This window comes from Oenococcus sp. (assembly GCF_047725585.1).
GTDB classification, from domain to species: Bacteria; Bacillota; Bacilli; order Lactobacillales; family Lactobacillaceae; genus Oenococcus; species Oenococcus kitaharae_A.
The window spans coordinates 72,938-89,593 of record NZ_JBDNNF010000005.1; the positions used below are offsets into that span (position 1 = coordinate 72,938).

The window sequence follows — 16,656 nt, forward strand, 5'->3', positions numbered from 1 at the left end:
AGAAAACCATGAGTCGTATTGGAAATAAAGAAATCACCGTTCCTGCCGGTGTTGAAGTTAAGCAGGATCAAGAGATTGTAACTGTGAAGGGACCGAAAGGTGAAATTTCTCGGCCGATCGCGAGTGAAATCTCGATGACAATTAATGGCAATGAAATTAAGTTCAGCCGCCCTGATGATTCAAATCGCAACAAGGCTTTGCATGGAACAACTCGAGCAAATGTTGCTAATATGATTGAGGGTGTCTCTAACGGCTTCAAAAAGAATCTTGAGCTTGTTGGTGTGGGATATCGTGCTTCTAAGCAAGGCGACAAACTTGTTTTAACAGTCGGATTCTCGCATCCAGTTGAATTTGCCGCACGTGAGGGATTAACCGTTAACGTGCCTGATTCAGTTCACATTTCAATTGAAGGTATCTCTAAACAAAGAGTAGGAGATTTTGCCGCTGAGATTCGCGGTGTTCGCCCTCCTGAACCCTATAAAGGCAAGGGAATTCGTTACGAAGGTGAAGTTGTACGCCGCAAGGAAGGTAAGACTGGTAAATAACCAGTCTTAAAAATGAAAAGGAAGCATTGCTATGATCACAAAACCAGATAAAAATAAGACGCGTCAAAGGCGTCACGCGCGTGTGCGCGGAAAGATTTCTGGTACTGCACAGCGCCCCCGTTTGAGCGTATTCCGTTCGAATTCAAACATCTACGCACAAGTAATTGATGACGTAGCGGGTGTGACGCTAGCAAGTGCCTCTACTTTGGATCAAGAAAACCAAGGTGGAACAAAATCTGAACAAGCTGCAAAAGTTGGCGAATCCGTCGCTAAAGCAGCTACGAAAAAAAATATCACGGAAGTTGTTTTTGACCGTAGTGGATATCTCTACCATGGTCGCGTTGAAGCATTAGCTGATGGCGCTCGTGAAGCAGGCTTGAAATTCTAAAGGGGAGGAGGATAAGTTATGGCAGAATATATTAACCCAAATGCACTCGGTGATCTTGAAGAGAATGTTGTTTCGATCAACCGTGTTACAAAAGTTGTTAAAGGTGGCCGGCGTTTGCGTTTTGCTGCGCTAGTTATCGTTGGCGATAAAAATGGTCATGTTGGTTATGGCACAGGTAAAGCACAAGAAGTTCCCGAAGCAATTCGAAAAGCAGTTGAAGATGCTAAGCGTCATCTAGTTGAGGTTCCAACTGTTGGAACAACGATTCCTCACGATGTCCTTGGGGTCGACGGTGGCGGAAAAGTGCTCTTAAAGCCAGCCTCTGAAGGTTCTGGAGTTGCTGCAGGTGGCTCTACTCGTCCAATTATGGAGTTAGCCGGTGTTGCTGATGTTACGGCTAAGTCACTTGGTTCATCTACAGCTGTCAACGTTGTTCGCGCAACTTTTGATGCTTTGACCAATTTGAAGGAAGCCAAGGTCGTCGCTGCATTACGCGGTGTTGATCTTGGAGAATAATGGAGGAGAGATGGCTGATTTAAAAATTACTTTAATTAAAAGTATTGCACACCGTGAGCCTAGACAAAGAGTGATCGCAAAGTCCCTTGGCTTGGGTCGCGTGCACTCCTCTGTTGTCCGCCCTGACAATGCCGCAACTCGTGGCATTATTTTCAAGATCGCTCATCTTGTGACGGTTGAGGAGGTTAACTAAATGGATTTATCAACTTTAAAACCAGTAGTTGGTTCAAGAAAAGCAGCTACTCGTAAAGCCCGTGGTTTTGGCGGCAAAGGTAAGACTGCTGGCCGTGGACAAAAGGGTCAAAAGGCTCGTGAAGGTAAGAAACTTCGTTTGAGTTTTGAAGGTGGCCAAATGCCTTTGATGAGGCGTATGCCTAAACGAGGTTTCAATAATTTTTCTCGTAAAGAGTTTGCAATTGTCAACTTGGATATGTTGAATAAGTTTGACGATGGTGACACAGTTTCAGCTGCTTCTTTGGTTGATGCAGGCCTAATTAAAAAAGAGTTGTCAGGCGTAAAAGTTTTGGCGTCTGGTAAACTAGAGAAGAAGCTTACAATTCAGGTAAGTAAAGCCTCTAAGGCTGCTCAAGCTGCCATTGCACAAGCAGGCAGTACACTTGTATTAACAAGTGCTCAGGATGATTCAGAAAACTAACTACATGTTTAATTTATTATCAAAAGCCCTTAAACAAAAGGAAATTCGTGTTCGAATCTATTGGACCTTGTTTATTTTATTCGTCTATAGATTTGGCGCCTACATAACGGTTCCAGGAGTCAATGCAAGTGCCTTGACCAGGTTAATGGATCAAACGTCTTTGCTGTCTATTCTGAATTTGTTTTCAGGTGGCGGTTTGTCGGCGTATTCTTTGTTTGCCCTGGGTGTTAGTCCTTACGTTACAGCTCAAATTGTTATTCAACTGTTACAAATGGATATTGTACCGAAATTGGTTGAGTGGTCGAAGCAAGGTGAAACAGGCAGACGCAAGACAAATCAGATTACAAGGTATTTAACGATCGTTTTGGCCTTTTTTCAATCGATTGGTATAACCGCTGGTTTGAATGCTCTTGGACAGCCCATTGGTGTAACATTGCTGAAGGATAGTTCGTTTAATTCCTATTTCGTGATCGCTATTATCATGACTATTGGTTCGATGTTTTCGGTATGGCTTGGTGAGCAGATCCAAGATAAGGGTATTGGTAACGGCGTATCCATGATCATCTTCGCCGGAATTGTCGCTCAGCTTTTTCCTAGTCTGTGGCAGCTTTTCCAAGCTGACGTGATAGAGGGCCCAGGCATAAATGGATGGATCAGTTTTGGTGTTCTTTTCCTGGCTCTATTGATTGTGATTACATTGGTTACATGGTTTTATGGTGCTGTTCGCCGTCTGCCAATGCAATATACGCGATCTGAACGAGACTATGGTGATGAAAGTTATTTGCCGTTGCGCGTTAATGTTTCTGGCGTTATTCCCGTTATTTTTGCTTCGTCCCTAATCACGACTCCTCAAACGATTTTGCAGGCTTTTGTTGGGTCATGGGGCAATCAGCCTTGGTATCGTGTTGCATCCAATATTTTTAGTTTGCAAACTTGGCAGGGTACGTTTGCATACGGTATTATGATTGTTCTATTTACCTTCTTCTATGCTTTTGTCCAGGTTAACCCGGAAAAAGTGTCTGAGAATTTACAGAAGCAGGGTTCATATATCATTGGTGTCCGACCGGGTGAGGAGACCAAAAAGTTCTTAAGTCGTTTGTTGAATCGTTTATCTGGCCCAGGCTCTGTATTCCTCGCTGTTGTCGCTGTTGTGCCGTTGCTTGCACAGAACTTTGGATTTTTGGATGCAAACTCTGGCATTGGTCTTGGCGGTACCAGCCTTTTGATTGTTATCGGGGTGGCCGTTGATCTGATGCGTCAGATCGAAGGACTTACCGAAAAGAAAAATTATATTGGTTTAATCCGTTCTCATCCTTATTTTGATAAGGAAATTTCGGAAGGAAGAATTTGAGATGTCAAAGAATATTGTAATGCTGGGCCTCCCTGGGGTTGGTAAAGGAACTAATGCCGAAGTATTGGCGAAAGACTTTAAACTGCCACATATCTCCACGGGCGATATTTTTCGTGCAGCTATGTCCCAGCATACTGAATTAGGTGATAAAGCTAAGTCTTTCATCGATGCAGGCAATCTGGTTCCTGATGATGTGACTAACGGCATCGTTAACCAACGCTTAGACGAAGCTGATGTCTTGTCTGCTTCAGGCTTTATTCTTGATGGCTACCCTCGGAATCCCGAACAGGCTGATTCGCTGGCAGCTTTTTTGAAAAAAAAGAATCAAGAGGTTGATGCGGTTATTTATCTTCAGGCATCACAGGAACTTGTGACTGCAAGGATGCTTGCCCGTGGACGGGCAGACGACTTGCCTGAAGTTATTGCGCATCGCATTGAGGTCGCTAAATCGGAAACTATGCCTCTTGTTGACTATTATCGCCATCAGGGTAACTTGTTTGTTGTAGAAGCAGCTGGTGAAGTTAAGGACGTTTATGCTAAAGTAGAAGAAGTTGTTTCAAATCTATAAAAGGTTTGATTTTTTTTCTGTTCGCTGATATAATTTGAAGGTTGACCGTATAAAATTTGGAGGTAAGAGTGGCAGGTAACGATGTTATTGAGATTGAAGGAGTAATTAAGGAGACGAAGCCGAATGCTAACTTCATTGTTGAGTTGGAGAACGGTGCACAAATACAGGCCGGGGTTTCTGGCAAGATTCGAAAGAATTACATCCGTATTCTCGTTGGAGATCGTGTTACGGTTGAAATGTCGCCATATGATTTGACTAAGGGTCGAATCACTTATCGTCACAAATAAGACGAGACAACAATCAGTTAACCGAATAGGAGGAATAGATTGTGAAAGTACGTCCATCTGTAAAGCCGATGTGTGACCAGTGCCGTGTCATTAAGCGGAATGGTCGTGTTATGGTCATTTGTTCAGCAAATCCAAAGCACAAGCAGCGCCAAGGCAAGTAATTTTTTTTGGCAGGCCGGTGGCATAAAGAACCGACATACATAGAAAGGAGGAATTGTTATGGCTCGTATTGCAGGAATAGATTTACCACGTGATAAAAGACTCGTGATTGGTCTTACTTATATATATGGAATCGGTAATACAACTGCTGAGAAAATTTTAGCAGAAGCTGGTGTCAGTGAAGATGTTCGTGTACGCGACCTTAGCCCTGAAGATGAGGATAAGGTTCGTGCCACGGTTGACAAGCTTAACTTGACATTAGAGGGCGATCTTCGTAGAGAAGTCAGTTTGAATATCAAAGGACTTCAAGAAATCGCTTCATACCGAGGCATTCGTCATCGTCGTGGCTTGCCCGTTCGCGGACAGCATACGAAGAATAATGCGCGTACACGCAAAGGCCCAGCTAAAGCAATTGCTGGCAAGAAGAAGTAACTAATTAAGAAAGGAGATTTTTCAATATGGCAAGTCGTACAAGTCGTACAAGTAGTCGTAAGCGCCGTGTTAAAAAGAATATCGAAAAGGGTGTTGCACATATCCATTCGACTTTTAATAACACGATCGTTATGATTACTGATGAAGTTGGAAACGCCGTTTCCTGGTCATCAGCCGGTTCGCTGGGCTTTAAGGGTTCTCGTAAGTCTACTCCTTTTGCTGCTCAACTTGCTGGTGAAGCTGCTGCAAAGGCTGCAATCGAACAAAATATGCATAGCGTTGCAATCAGTGTGAAGGGACCTGGTCCCGGACGTGAATCTGCAATTCGTGCCGTTGCTGCTGCTGGTCTTGAAATAACTGCGATCAGTGACGTAACCCCAGTTCCTCATAACGGTTCTCGTCCACCGAAACAGCGTCGAGCATAATAAATATATAGGAGAGGCAAATATATGATCGAATTTCAAAAGCCAACAATTTCGACCGTCGAAGAATCAGAAAAATATGGGAAGTTTGTTGCCGAACCTCTTGAGCGTGGCTATGGTACGACTCTCGGTAATTCTTTGAGAAGAGTTTTGCTTTCCAGCCTCCCGGGTGCAGCAATTAATTCCGTACAGATCGATGGCGTACTTCATGAATTCACAACGATTGATGGTGTAACTGAAGATGTTACGCAAATCATTTTGAATCTTAAGAAGGTCGCTTTAAGGATTGATTCTGATGAACAGAAGACGCTTGAAGTTGACTTTAGTGGCGCTGGAGATTTAACTGCCGGTGATATCAAGGGTGATGGTGACGTTGAAATTCTGAATCCTGACTTGCATCTAGCAACTGTTTCGGCCGGTAAAAGTCTGCATATGACTTTGACTGCCGTTCGTGGCCGTGGATATGATTCGGCGGAAGAAAACAAGGCCAAAATGGAACTTGGTATTGGTGTGCTCGCAATTGATTCTATTTACACGCCAATTTCTAAGGTTAACTACACTGTCGAGAAGACACGTGTTGGTCATCGTGATGATTATGATAAGCTTACTCTAGAGGTTTGGACTGATGGGTCTGTTACGCCTAGTGAAGCTTTGAGTCTTGGATCCAAGATCTTGACAGAACATCTTTCTCTGTTCATTGACCTTAGTAATGCTGGGCAAAAAGAGATGATGTTAGATCCTGACGCGGTTGAGACCGTTATGGAGAAAAAGGAACCGATTGAAGAGCTTGAACTCTCAGTTCGTTCTTTCAATTGCCTAAAGCGTGCTGGAATTAATACGATCGAGGATCTGACGAACAAGACCCTTCACGATATGGGCGAAGTTCGAAACTTGGGCCGTAAATCTCTTGAAGAGATCATTCAAAAGCTCGCCGAACGGGGACATTCATTTAAGCAGGATGTTGAAAACCAATAATTGAAGTAGTTCAGAAAGGAGTAATCATGGGATATCGTAAATTACAAAGAACCAAATCTCAGCGAAAAGCACTTTTACGTGATTTGACGACTAATTTAATTCTTAATGGACGAATTCAGACAACTGAAGCTCGTGCTAAAGAAGTTCGTCGTCAAGCTGAAAAAATGATTACGCTTGGAAAACGTGGCGATCTTGCTGCTCGACGTTTAGCTGCAGCATATCTTCGCGATGTTGAAGATGAAAATAAAATCAAGAATGCGACTAGCGCAGAAGATGTCGTTGAACAAAAAGCTGTAAAAACTTTGTTCGGCGATGTTGCGCCCCGTTTCCAGAGCAGAAATGGTGGTTACACTAGGATTTATAAGCTCGGACAGCGTCGCGGTGATGCTGCTCCAATGGCTTTATTGGAATTGGTTGATTAAAATCATAAGCGTAATTCAAAAGGCTTCTAAATGGAGGCCTTTTTATTACGCCATTTTTGTTTTTTTACGCTGGGCTTTGTTAAAATTCTAGTGATGGCCTCAGCAATTGCAATTTATAATTTATCTTTTACATTTGAAGATGGGTTGCCACTCTTCCGCAACCTCTCACTGACAATTAAAAAAGGTGAATGGCTTTCGGTTGTAGGCAGAAATGGTTCTGGGAAAACAACGCTGATGCGTTTGATCTTAGGACTGGAAACGGCTCAGGCGGGAACGATTGAAATTAATGGCAGGCTGGGTGCCGTTTTTCAGAATCCGGATGATCAATTTATTGGAGCGACAGTCGAGGATGAATTAGCATTTGGATTGGAAAACCAAGAACTGAATCCGGATTTGATGCCCGAGAAAATTAAGCGTGTTTTAAATGAAGTTGGTATGCCGGGATATGATAAAAGCTTGCCGGATCAATTATCTGGTGGCCAAAAACAAAGAATTGCAATTGGATCAGCTCTAATTATTAATGCCGATATTTTAATCTTCGATGAAGCGACTAGCATGCTAGATCCCGTAGGCAGAAAGTCTATTCTGCATTTGTTGTCTGATTTGCATAGGCAAAATCCAAATCTCACCATCATTAATATTACCCACGATGCAGATGAAATCGTTTCAGGCAAACGTATTTTGGTACTTGAAGACGGGAAAATTATTGCAGATAGACCCACAGCTGCCTTGATGACTGATAGACCCTTTTTAAGGGAACATCACTTGGCTGAGACGTTTGCCTCAAAATTGGCAGAGCGGCTAAACGAAAATCGACCGAATCAAACCCAAATTCCAAAGAATGTGATTTCAAACGATCAATTAATCTCATGGCTATTGAATTCCAACAAGTAAATTACCATTACAGAACGCTTCCGCAAGAGAAGGTTTTTTCGTTAGAAAAATTATCTCTGCGCATTAATGAGGGTGATTTTATTCTTGTTGCCGGTTCAACCGGTTCTGGCAAAACAACTTTCTTGAAATTATTGGATACGTTAATTCTACCCAGCGAGGGTCAAATTATTTTTCAAGATCAGGTCATCAATCATAGAAGCCCTGAGAAAGCTTTGATGAAAATTCGCCGTCTTTTTGCCTTCGTTTTGCAGTTTCCCCAACGCCAACTTTTTGCAAATACGGTTTTAGAAGATGTTGCCTTCTCTTCTCTTAATTTTGGGGATAGCAAAGTGGTCGCTGAAAAAAAAGCTGCTGAAATCTTAGAACGAGTTGGATTAGAACAAGCACTTTGGCAACGGCCAGTCTTTAATTTATCAGTGGGACAGATGCGCAAAGCTGCTATTGCAGGTTCTTTAGTAAATCACCCACAATATTTATTATTAGATGAGCCGACTGCTGGAATGGATGAATACGCTAAAAAGGATTTGCTGGAACTTTTGGAACAGCTTCATAAAGATGGTTCGACCATTATTGTTGTGAGCCACGACTTGGATATTTTTGTGCCTTTTGCTAACAGGATGTTGTTCTTTTCTGATGGTCAATTGCTTTTCGACCAAAGCCCTGCGCAGCTATATTCCCAAAAAAATATTCAAGGTCTTCAATTGCCGACTGCTGTTTATTATGCGCGCCGGCTGGGATTAAAAAAAACACCTTTGTCATTGAAGGAGTTAGCTGAGGCGATTAATGAATAGCTTGTTTGGACGCTTTATTCCAACTGATTCTTTTATTGCCCGCCTAGATCCTCGGACAAAAATTATTATTGACTTTTTCTTCGTGCTTATTTTATTTTTAACCCAGTCTTGGTTAGACTATGGCGTATTAGCTTTATTTGTTATCTGCGCGATTATTTTTTCCAAAATTCCCCTCAAAATTTTTTTGTCGGGCTTAAAATCTATTATTTTTCTAGTTACGTTTATGATTTTGGTTCAATTTTTGTTGACACCAGCGATTAATCAGGCAGACATTCTTTTTAGCTTTGGCTGGTTTAAAATTTCATTATCTGCCTTAAGCAATGCGGTCATATTCGCACTGAGATTCTTTTTTATGATTTTGGTAACAACATTGATGACAGCTACCACTGCGCCAACGGCCATCGCTGATGGTATTGCGAGTCTCTTAAAACCACTTGGTAAATTAGGATTGGATACAAAAACGTTTGCACTTTTAATTTCCATGTCTTTGAGGTTTGTACCGATTTTATCTGACGAATTTGCGACCATTGTCGATGCGCAGCGTTCTCGAGGCCTTAGTCTTCGAGCAGGCGGGCTTATTAAAAGAGTTAAAGCACTTATCCCTATGATAATCCCCTTGATCAGTGTTGCTTTTAACAAAGCTCTGGCTCTAGCCGATACAATGGAGGTACGTGGCTTTGTCAATGCAAAAAATCGAACCAGTTTTCATCATTTGCATTTTCAGAGTTTGGATTGGTTAATTTTAGTCATTTTCTTCGTTATTGTTCTTTGGATCGTCATTTAATGCAATGCAAAATTATAAGGTTACAATTTCATATGATGGGCATGCTTTTGAAGGCTTTCAAAGTCAGAATCGTCCTGGTAGTCGGACTGTTCAGGATGAATTGAATAAAGTTGTGTCCAAAATGGCCAAACGGTCAATGAAAGTTATTGGTGCCAGCCGAACTGATGCTGGTGTGCATGCCAATGGTCAAGTAATTAACTTTATTTTTCCCTTCAACTTAAGTGAGCAGGCAATACTAATGGGGATGAACAGTCAATTGCCGACGGACATTCTTGTTCGGAAGGTTGAATATGCACCGCTAACCTTTAATGCTCGCCGGAGCAGCCACGAAAAACGTTACCTCTACCGTGTATCAACGAGTAAATTCATTGATCCCTTCAAAAGATTTTATACTGGCCACTATTTTTGGCATTTGGATCTAGATAGAATTAATCAAGCGCTTCCTGATCTATTGGGTGAACATGATTTCGCTTCCTTTGCAGCTTCGGGCAACCAAACCGCGACGACGATTAGGCGGATAACATCTGCTCGTTTGCAAGCCGCTCCAGATCGAGATGAGCTATTATTTATCTTCCAAGGAAATGCATTTTTGTATAACCAAATTAGAATTATGGTCGGTGTATTATTAGAAATTGGTAATAAAACGCGTCCGGTCCATGATATTCGACGTTTAATCGAAGTAAAAGACCGCCAACAAGCGCGTTTTACCGCTCCGGCATCTGGGTTATACTTAGATGAGGTTTACTATGAGCCAATGGATTAAAACAATCGAATATTTTGTTGGTCAAGACGATCAAACGCCTAATATTGCTGTTATCGAGATTAATCATCCTGAAGATGATCCCGATGGTCGCCAACTTGATAAGTTGCTGGAAGACTCACAATTATTTTCACCTTTCAATGACGAAACAAAAAAATATGATCGCTTTTTGACCATGACAATGGCGGAAGATTTTTTTGCACAAGTAGGTTTAGAAGTATTTAGCCGTTTGAGTTCCGACCCCGTTTACGATGTTGTCATATTTTTCGATACGACAATTAAAGGTTTCTTGCCTGTACCCACAGCACAATTAGCACAATTTGTCCAGCAGGCCATGGCAAAGGATCAAGAAAATTCGGATTTAACTGTTCAGCAGCCCAGTCATGAAGCCTTGAATCGTTTTTACAAACTGCAGACCAAGGATACTGAAAAAATTGAAAATCCAGCCTTGCAAACAACACTAGATGCTGATCAATTGGATGACACAAATATTAATAGTCTTCTTTCAAATGCTGTTTTCCTGATGCCGACACGTATCAAAAAAAGAAGAATCCGACAGGAAAAAATAGACTTTTTCTTATTGTCACAGCAAGATCAGCCTCAGGTCAGTTATCTGCCGATTTTTTCTGATTGGGATCATTTAGCACAGTGGTATTTCTCTGCAAGTGCCAATGGTTACAACGAAGATGATAATGCCGAAATTATTGCAGTTCCTGCTGAGGGTTTGAAGGAAATTCGTGGTAACATAGGAGATGCTGTTTCGAATATCGTTTTGAATCCGACAACGAACGATTTTATTTTGGATTTGTCTGATTCGAATCAGAAGGATGACGCCTGAGGCTTGACATTAGGGGACAAAGACTAGTATCATATTTATCGGTCTTATTTACTCCAAGCCCTGGTACGGATGTAGTGAAAAGGATAAAAAATTATGCGTAGTACATTTTTAGCAAAACCACAAGAAATTAAACGCGATTGGTATATCGTTGACGCTACTGACGTGCCTTTGGGTCGCCTGAGCAGTGTTGTTGCGACCGTTCTTCGCGGCAAGAACAAACCCACTTTTACGCCTTCGGTTGATACCGGTGATTATGTCATTGTTGTCAATGCTGATTTGGTTCGTTTGACTGGAAAAAAGGTGACGGATAAATATTATTATCATCACTCTGGTTTTCCTGGTGGACTTAAAGCGCGTCAAGCTGGTGATCTTCGTGAGAATAATCCAAAGAAGCTTATCGAACTTGCTGTTCAAGGCATGTTGCCAAAGAATACCTTGGGGCGTGCTCAAGGATTGAAACTGCATGTTTATGCAAGTGGCGAAAAGGTTGGTCAGACAGCCCAGAAACCTCGCGAATTAGATATCAAGGATTTACTCTAAGAAAGGAACTGGTAAATAATGGCAAATAATCAATATGCAGGAACTGGCCGACGTAAGAACTCTGTTGCACGTGTGCGTTTAACACCTGGCAGCGGTAAAATTACGATTAATGATCGATCATTTGAGGAATATATCCCAGCCGCTAACCTCAGAGCTGTCGTGACTCAACCCTTTGCAGTCACATCTACGGATGGTACTTATGATGTCAATGTTAATGTGATCGGCGGTGGCTTTGCTGGTCAAGCTGGCGCAACTCGTCATGGTATTGCACGAGCATTGCTTCAAGTTGATCCGGATTTCCGTCCAGCGTTGAAGTCAGCAGGTTTGCTGACTCGTGATTCTCGGATGGTTGAACGTAAGAAGCCTGGTCTTAAAAAGGCTCGTCGTGCTTCTCAGTTCAGTAAGCGTTAATATATACAGATATTACTCGGCCTTTGCCGAGTTTTTTTGTGCTTAAAAATATGACAATTAATTAAAAATTCTTTATACTTGTAATCATCTGAATTTATTTGGACTAGGGGATTAATTAATGACTGAAGAAACAAAGCAACCATTGATTGAATTTAAAGACGTCAGCTTGGATTATGGCGAGACCAAGGTTTTAAAAAAGGTCGATCTTGAGATTGAAGAGGGTAAATTTTACACACTTCTAGGTCCATCGGGTTCAGGAAAATCGACGATTTTGAGTCTAATCGCCGGCCGTTTACAGCCGACTGACGGGAATATCCTAATTGAAGGCCAAAACGTTAATGGTTTACCGTCTGATCAAAGAAAGGTCAATACCGTTTTTCAAAACTATGCACTTTTTCCGAATATGAACGTCTACGATAATGTGGCTTTTGGTCCGTCAATTAAAGGATTTTCAAAAAAGAAGATCGATGATTTAGTCGAGTCAATGTTAAAACTTGTGAAAATGGATGATTTGGCCGATCGAGAAATCTCAGAGATTTCAGGCGGACAGCAGCAGCGTGTCGCAATTGCAAGGGCTTTGGCAAATGAGCCGAAAGTTCTTTTATTGGATGAGCCTTTGTCGGCCTTGGACTACAAATTACGCAAAGAAATGCAGTATGAATTACGTGAACTACAGCAGCGTCTAGGGATCACATTTATTTTTGTGACACATGACCAAGAAGAAGCTTTGGCAATGTCGGACTGGATTTTTGTCATTGATGATGGCCGCATACAGCAGTCAGGTTCGCCTGTGGACATTTATGATGAGCCCATCAATCATTTTGTGGCTGACTTTATTGGCGAGGCTAATATTGTCCCTGGCATTATGAAAGAAGACAATCTAGTTAGTTTCGCAGGAAAAGATTTCAAGAATGTGGATGCTGGTATGCGCCCCAACGAACGTGTTGAAGTCGTGATTCGTCCTGAAGATTTGGACATCGTTGTTCCGAGTCGTGGCAAACTTCAGGTCACGATTGATGATCAATCATTCAGAGGAGATTTTTATGAAATCACGGCGATTGATGATGCTGGTAACGAGTGGGCCGTTCAGGCGACAAATCCGGCTAAAATAGGCCAGAGACGCGGGCTTAAGTTTGACCCTGAGGATATACACATTATGCGTCTGAATGAGTCAGAAGAGGATTTTGACGCTCGTTTGGAATCTTATGAGGGCGAAGATCAATGAAAAAAGAAAAACTGCTTTTTTCAATCCCATATACCTTATGGCTGGCATTTTTTGTGGTTATTCCGCTACTGCTTTTATTTTTTCAGGCCATGACCAATGCCTCAGGTCATTTGACTTTGGCTAATTTTGCTGCCTACTTTGCTTCTGGTACCTATCTGAGAATGACCTTGAATTCGGTTGTTTATGCATTTTTGATTACGGTTATTACGCTGGTAATTTCGTATCCAACAGCTTATTTTCTGGCAAACTTAAAAAATCGCCAATTTTGGCTTTTACTGGTTATTTTGCCTACTTGGATTAATCTGTTATTGAAGGCATATGCTTTTATCGGCATTTTATCGCGGGATGGCACGGCCAATTCGTTCATTTCGTTATTTGGAATTGCCCCACAGCAATTACTGTTTACAAACGCCAGTTTCATCCTGGTCTCGAGCTATATTGAAATTCCCTTTATGATTTTGCCTATTTTTAACGTTTTAAATGATATGGATAAAGACCTGATACAGGCTAGTCGTGATTTAGGAGCTAATTCATGGCAGACTTTGTGGCGCCTTATTGTGCCTTTGTCGATGCCAGGCGTTAAATCTGGTGTGCAGTCCGTGTTTATTCCATCGCTGAGTCTTTTCATGATTACACGCTTAATTGGCGGCAATCGTGTGATCACGCTAGGCACGGCGATTGAGGAGCATTTTTTAACCACCCAGAATTGGCATATGGGTTCTACCATTGGTGTGATTCTGATTATTGCTATGGTTGCAACCATGATATTGACACGTGACCGTAAAAAGACCATTCTGCGTCGGGGAGGCCGCTTATGAGAAAATTCAAATTCAGCCACCTTTATCTTTTTATTATCTTCGTCCTGCTTTATGCACCGATTTTCTATCTTATTTTGTATTCCTTTAATTCAGGCAAATACATGACTGGCTGGAATGGCTTTTCATTGGTTCATTACAATCAGCTTTGGGGCGATACCCGCATGATTGAAATTCTGGTCGATACACTGATTGTCGCCTTTTTATCCTCTTTATTGGCGACAGCGATTGGTACACTTGGTGCCTTGTGGATCAAGTATGCTAAAAAGCAGTTCAGTAAAAACATTTTACTGAACTTGAATTCTGTCTTATTAGTGAGCCCAGACGTTATCATTGGCGCTAGTTTCCTCATCTTTTTTACAGCTATCGGCTTATCTTTGGGCTTTATTTCAGTGCTGTTAAGCCATATTGCTTTTAGTATTCCAATTGTTGTTCTAATGGTCTTGCCGAGGCTCCAAGAAATGCCGCCAGCATTAGCTGAAGCTGCTGAGGATTTGGGAGCAAGTCCGATGCAGGTCCTTAGCAAGATTACATTGCCATATATTTCTTCCGGTATTATGGCTGGTTTTTTTATGGCTTTAACCTACTCTTTAGACGATTTTGCGGTCACTTTCTTTGTCACCGGTAATGGCTTTTCAACTCTGTCGGTCGAAATCTATTCGCGTGCTCGAGAGGGAATTAGTTTGGAAATCAATGCCTTATCGGCACTCATGTTTCTTGTCAGCCTGGTTCTGGTTCTGATTTATTATTTTATTTCCAGATCTGGCAATAAAAAAAGGACGCCTGATTTGGAGGTCACGAAATGAAAAAAATTTTATCGGCCTTTTTTGCTTTAATTTTGGTCATTTTGGCACTTTTTGCTTTTCAGCGCTATCTGGTAGCTAAAGAAAACGCTGCAGCTGGATCATCCAACAAAACAAAAGTTTTAAATGTATACAATTGGGGCGACTATATTGATCCAGCTTTGATTAAGAAATTTACGAAAGAAACTGGTTATCAAGTCAACTACGAGACTTTCGATTCCAATGAAGCGATGTATACAAAGGTTCGTCAAGGCGGTACAGCCTACGATATCATCGTTCCTTCTGAATATATGATTGAAAAGATGCGTAAGGAACATTTGTTAGATCCGATTGATAAAAAACGTTTTACAGGTTTTAAGTATTATGATCCGCGTTTCTTAAATGATGCTTTTGATCCGCATAATAGATACTCAATTCCATATTTTTGGGGGACCTTGGGTATCATTTACAACGATAAATTTGTCAAAAAATCGGAGGTATCGCATTGGGACCAATTATGGTCAAGCCGTTTTAGAAACAAAATCCTGTTAGTTGATTCGGCACGTGATGCTTTTGGCTTATCTTTGATTTCAATGAACAAGTCGGTCAATAGCAAGCGCATGCCGGACGTTTTAGCTGCAAAAGCGAAATTAGATGCTTTAATGCCGAATGTCAAAGCTATTTTGGCTGATGAAATGGTCATGTATTTGGCTCAAGAAGAAGCGCCTATCGGTATTAGCTGGTCTGGACAGGCTGCTGAGATGATCGCTCAAAATAAGCATTTGCATTATGTCGTCCCTAGCGAAGGATCGAATTTGTGGTTTGATAATCTTGCAATCCCTAAGACTGCTAAGCACTTCACAGCTATCTATAAATTCTTGAATTTCATGTCTGAGCCAAAAAACGCAGCTCAAAACGCTGAATATGTCGAATATGCTACCCCGAATAAAGGTGCTGTCAAACTATTACCTAAATCAGTTACGAGTGATCGGCAGTTTTACCCGGACGATCAGACGATCAAACACTTGGAAGTTTATTCAGATTTGGGTTCGCGCTGGACTCAGATTTATAATGACTTGTTCTTGGAATTCAAGATGACGAATCGCTGATGGTAAATAGTCGGAAGCGATTGGGTTTGTTTTACGCCGTGTTGGGACCTTTCTTATGGGGCCTGAATGGTGTTGTTACACAATATTTGTTTAACCAGGTTGGATTGGATGTCAATTGGGTTTTGTCCGTTCGTCTGTTTTTTGCCGGGCTGGCTCTATTTATCTATGTGCTGGTCTTTGATCGTCAGAATTTATTTAACTTAATTAAAGACAGAAGCGTTCGCTGGCGTTTGATTATCTTTATGATTTTCGGTGACTTCATGTCGCAATACAGCTACATTGTTGCCATTTCTGAATCAAATGCGGCATTGGCAACCATTTTAACTTCTCTAAGCCCATTATTTGTCATTTTCTTTTATGTGATCGTTCAGCGTCATTTGCCGCAAAGAATTGATTCGCTTTCACTCATTGTTGCGTTAGCGGGCACATTTTTGTTGGTTACCCATGGTCATATCGGTCATTTGCAGTTATCGCTGGCAGGCTTGTTTTGGGGGCTTTTTGCAGCCTTGGTCTATGCTTTTGGCACCATCTATCCGATTAAGCTGGTTAGCAAATATGGACCGCTGCCTGTCACAGCGTTGTCCTTGTTTGTCTCGGGAATCTTATTCAACTGTTATCGGCCTTTTTTTGAACAGGTACCCAAAATGTCGGGAATCAATTGGTTTTTGCTGATTTTCTTTACGATTGTTAGTACAGCTTTTGGAACAGCGATGTGGTTTTTGAGCCTGCATTTAGTCGGAGCTACAACCATGAGCTTATTATCGGCAGTCGAGCCATTGACAGCAGCGATTTTAAGTATCACCCTGCTGCATTTATCCGTCCAAGGGATTGATGTATTGGGAGCCAGCCTAATTCTTTTGATGATGTGTCTGCAGGCATTTAAGCATCAACATGTTCGATAATGGCCTATACCAATGTTCCTTGATGTTCCATGTTTTCTGATTTCTTTATTTTTTTCCGTTATCCTAAAAGGCGGTATTCGAAAGA

25 protein-coding genes are annotated in these 16,656 nt (G+C 41.6%); all 25 read left to right on the forward strand.

Annotated features, from left to right (window positions below; translation table 11 throughout):
• The first annotated feature begins 8 nt into the window (after positions 1-8).
• The 25 genes from rplF (at position 9) to ABF487_RS07355 (ending at position 16,571) form a co-directional block, all read left to right on the forward strand.
• Entirely contained in the window at positions 9-545 is a 537-nt protein-coding gene (rplF, locus tag ABF487_RS07235; RefSeq protein ID WP_415624822.1) for a 50S ribosomal protein L6, read from the forward strand.
• Positions 546-576: 31 nt separating this feature from the next.
• Positions 577-933, forward strand: a complete 357-nt coding sequence (gene rplR / locus ABF487_RS07240) for a 50S ribosomal protein L18 (protein ID WP_263780013.1) — start codon at positions 577-579, stop codon at positions 931-933.
• Between the two features lie 18 nt (positions 934-951).
• Complete coding sequence (rpsE, locus tag ABF487_RS07245) at positions 952-1,449, forward strand: 30S ribosomal protein S5 (protein WP_263780014.1); 498 nt, start codon at positions 952-954, stop codon at positions 1,447-1,449.
• Between the two features lie 10 nt (positions 1,450-1,459).
• Positions 1,460-1,642 carry a 50S ribosomal protein L30 gene (gene rpmD / locus ABF487_RS07250; RefSeq protein WP_007745886.1) on the forward strand — a complete coding sequence of 61 codons (183 nt, stop codon included), beginning with the start codon at positions 1,460-1,462 and terminating at the stop codon, positions 1,640-1,642.
• Positions 1,643-2,104, forward strand: a complete 462-nt coding sequence (gene rplO, locus ABF487_RS07255; RefSeq protein WP_263780015.1) for a 50S ribosomal protein L15 — start codon at positions 1,643-1,645, stop codon at positions 2,102-2,104.
• A 4-nt stretch (positions 2,105-2,108) separates the two neighbouring features.
• Positions 2,109-3,455 carry a preprotein translocase subunit SecY gene (gene secY, locus ABF487_RS07260; protein ID WP_263780016.1) on the forward strand — a complete coding sequence of 449 codons (1,347 nt, stop codon included), beginning with the start codon at positions 2,109-2,111 and terminating at the stop codon, positions 3,453-3,455.
• 1 nt (position 3,456) lies between these two features.
• Complete coding sequence (locus tag ABF487_RS07265) at positions 3,457-4,023, forward strand: adenylate kinase (protein WP_263780017.1); 567 nt, start codon at positions 3,457-3,459, stop codon at positions 4,021-4,023.
• A gap of 68 nt (positions 4,024-4,091) precedes the next feature.
• Positions 4,092-4,310, forward strand: coding sequence for a translation initiation factor IF-1 (gene infA, locus ABF487_RS07270; protein ID WP_007745892.1), 219 nt, complete (start codon positions 4,092-4,094; stop codon positions 4,308-4,310).
• A 41-nt stretch (positions 4,311-4,351) separates the two neighbouring features.
• A complete protein-coding gene (gene rpmJ / locus ABF487_RS07275; protein ID WP_011677525.1) occupies positions 4,352-4,471 on the forward strand; it encodes a 50S ribosomal protein L36 in 120 nt (39 codons plus the stop codon).
• Positions 4,472-4,529: 58 nt separating this feature from the next.
• Positions 4,530-4,901, forward strand: a complete 372-nt coding sequence (gene rpsM / locus ABF487_RS07280) for a 30S ribosomal protein S13 (RefSeq protein WP_007745894.1) — start codon at positions 4,530-4,532, stop codon at positions 4,899-4,901.
• A 26-nt stretch (positions 4,902-4,927) separates the two neighbouring features.
• Entirely contained in the window at positions 4,928-5,326 is a 399-nt protein-coding gene (gene rpsK, locus ABF487_RS07285; protein WP_007745896.1) for a 30S ribosomal protein S11, read from the forward strand.
• 24 nt (positions 5,327-5,350) lie between these two features.
• Positions 5,351-6,298 carry a DNA-directed RNA polymerase subunit alpha gene (locus ABF487_RS07290; protein ID WP_415624820.1) on the forward strand — a complete coding sequence of 316 codons (948 nt, stop codon included), beginning with the start codon at positions 5,351-5,353 and terminating at the stop codon, positions 6,296-6,298.
• A gap of 26 nt (positions 6,299-6,324) precedes the next feature.
• Positions 6,325-6,720: a 50S ribosomal protein L17 gene (rplQ, locus tag ABF487_RS07295; protein WP_007745900.1), complete on the forward strand. Its 396-nt coding sequence runs from the start codon at positions 6,325-6,327 to the stop codon at positions 6,718-6,720.
• Positions 6,721-6,813: 93 nt separating this feature from the next.
• Complete coding sequence (locus tag ABF487_RS07300) at positions 6,814-7,614, forward strand: ATP-binding cassette domain-containing protein (protein WP_415624819.1); 801 nt, start codon at positions 6,814-6,816, stop codon at positions 7,612-7,614.
• Positions 7,590-8,405, forward strand: coding sequence for an energy-coupling factor ABC transporter ATP-binding protein (locus ABF487_RS07305; protein ID WP_415634925.1), 816 nt, complete (start codon positions 7,590-7,592; stop codon positions 8,403-8,405). Before ABF487_RS07300 ends, ABF487_RS07305 begins: the two co-directional genes overlap by 25 nt.
• Complete coding sequence (locus ABF487_RS07310; protein WP_415634926.1) at positions 8,398-9,189, forward strand: energy-coupling factor transporter transmembrane component T family protein; 792 nt, start codon at positions 8,398-8,400, stop codon at positions 9,187-9,189. Before ABF487_RS07305 ends, ABF487_RS07310 begins: the two co-directional genes overlap by 8 nt.
• A gap of 4 nt (positions 9,190-9,193) precedes the next feature.
• Positions 9,194-9,952 (forward strand): tRNA pseudouridine(38-40) synthase TruA, encoded by a 759-nt coding sequence (gene truA, locus ABF487_RS07315; protein WP_415632734.1) that lies wholly within the window; start codon positions 9,194-9,196, stop codon positions 9,950-9,952.
• Complete coding sequence (locus ABF487_RS07320) at positions 9,936-10,787, forward strand: SseB family protein (protein ID WP_415624815.1); 852 nt, start codon at positions 9,936-9,938, stop codon at positions 10,785-10,787. The genes truA and ABF487_RS07320 overlap by 17 nt, the downstream gene beginning before the upstream one ends.
• 93 nt (positions 10,788-10,880) lie before the next feature.
• Positions 10,881-11,327, forward strand: coding sequence for a 50S ribosomal protein L13 (gene rplM / locus ABF487_RS07325; protein ID WP_007745909.1), 447 nt, complete (start codon positions 10,881-10,883; stop codon positions 11,325-11,327).
• An 18-nt stretch (positions 11,328-11,345) separates the two neighbouring features.
• Entirely contained in the window at positions 11,346-11,738 is a 393-nt protein-coding gene (gene rpsI, locus ABF487_RS07330; protein ID WP_007745910.1) for a 30S ribosomal protein S9, read from the forward strand.
• Between the two features lie 118 nt (positions 11,739-11,856).
• Positions 11,857-12,963 (forward strand): ABC transporter ATP-binding protein, encoded by a 1,107-nt coding sequence (locus ABF487_RS07335; protein ID WP_263780024.1) that lies wholly within the window; start codon positions 11,857-11,859, stop codon positions 12,961-12,963.
• On the forward strand, positions 12,960-13,781 hold the full coding sequence (locus ABF487_RS07340; RefSeq protein WP_263780025.1) for an ABC transporter permease: 822 nt from the start codon (positions 12,960-12,962) through the stop codon (positions 13,779-13,781). The genes ABF487_RS07335 and ABF487_RS07340 overlap by 4 nt, the downstream gene beginning before the upstream one ends.
• Positions 13,778-14,584 carry an ABC transporter permease gene (locus ABF487_RS07345; RefSeq protein WP_415626186.1) on the forward strand — a complete coding sequence of 269 codons (807 nt, stop codon included), beginning with the start codon at positions 13,778-13,780 and terminating at the stop codon, positions 14,582-14,584. Before ABF487_RS07340 ends, ABF487_RS07345 begins: the two co-directional genes overlap by 4 nt.
• Complete coding sequence (locus tag ABF487_RS07350; protein ID WP_415626185.1) at positions 14,581-15,669, forward strand: ABC transporter substrate-binding protein; 1,089 nt, start codon at positions 14,581-14,583, stop codon at positions 15,667-15,669. Before ABF487_RS07345 ends, ABF487_RS07350 begins: the two co-directional genes overlap by 4 nt.
• A complete protein-coding gene (locus ABF487_RS07355; protein ID WP_263780028.1) occupies positions 15,669-16,571 on the forward strand; it encodes a DMT family transporter in 903 nt (300 codons plus the stop codon). The genes ABF487_RS07350 and ABF487_RS07355 overlap by 1 nt, the downstream gene beginning before the upstream one ends.
• Positions 16,572-16,656 lie beyond the last annotated feature (85 nt).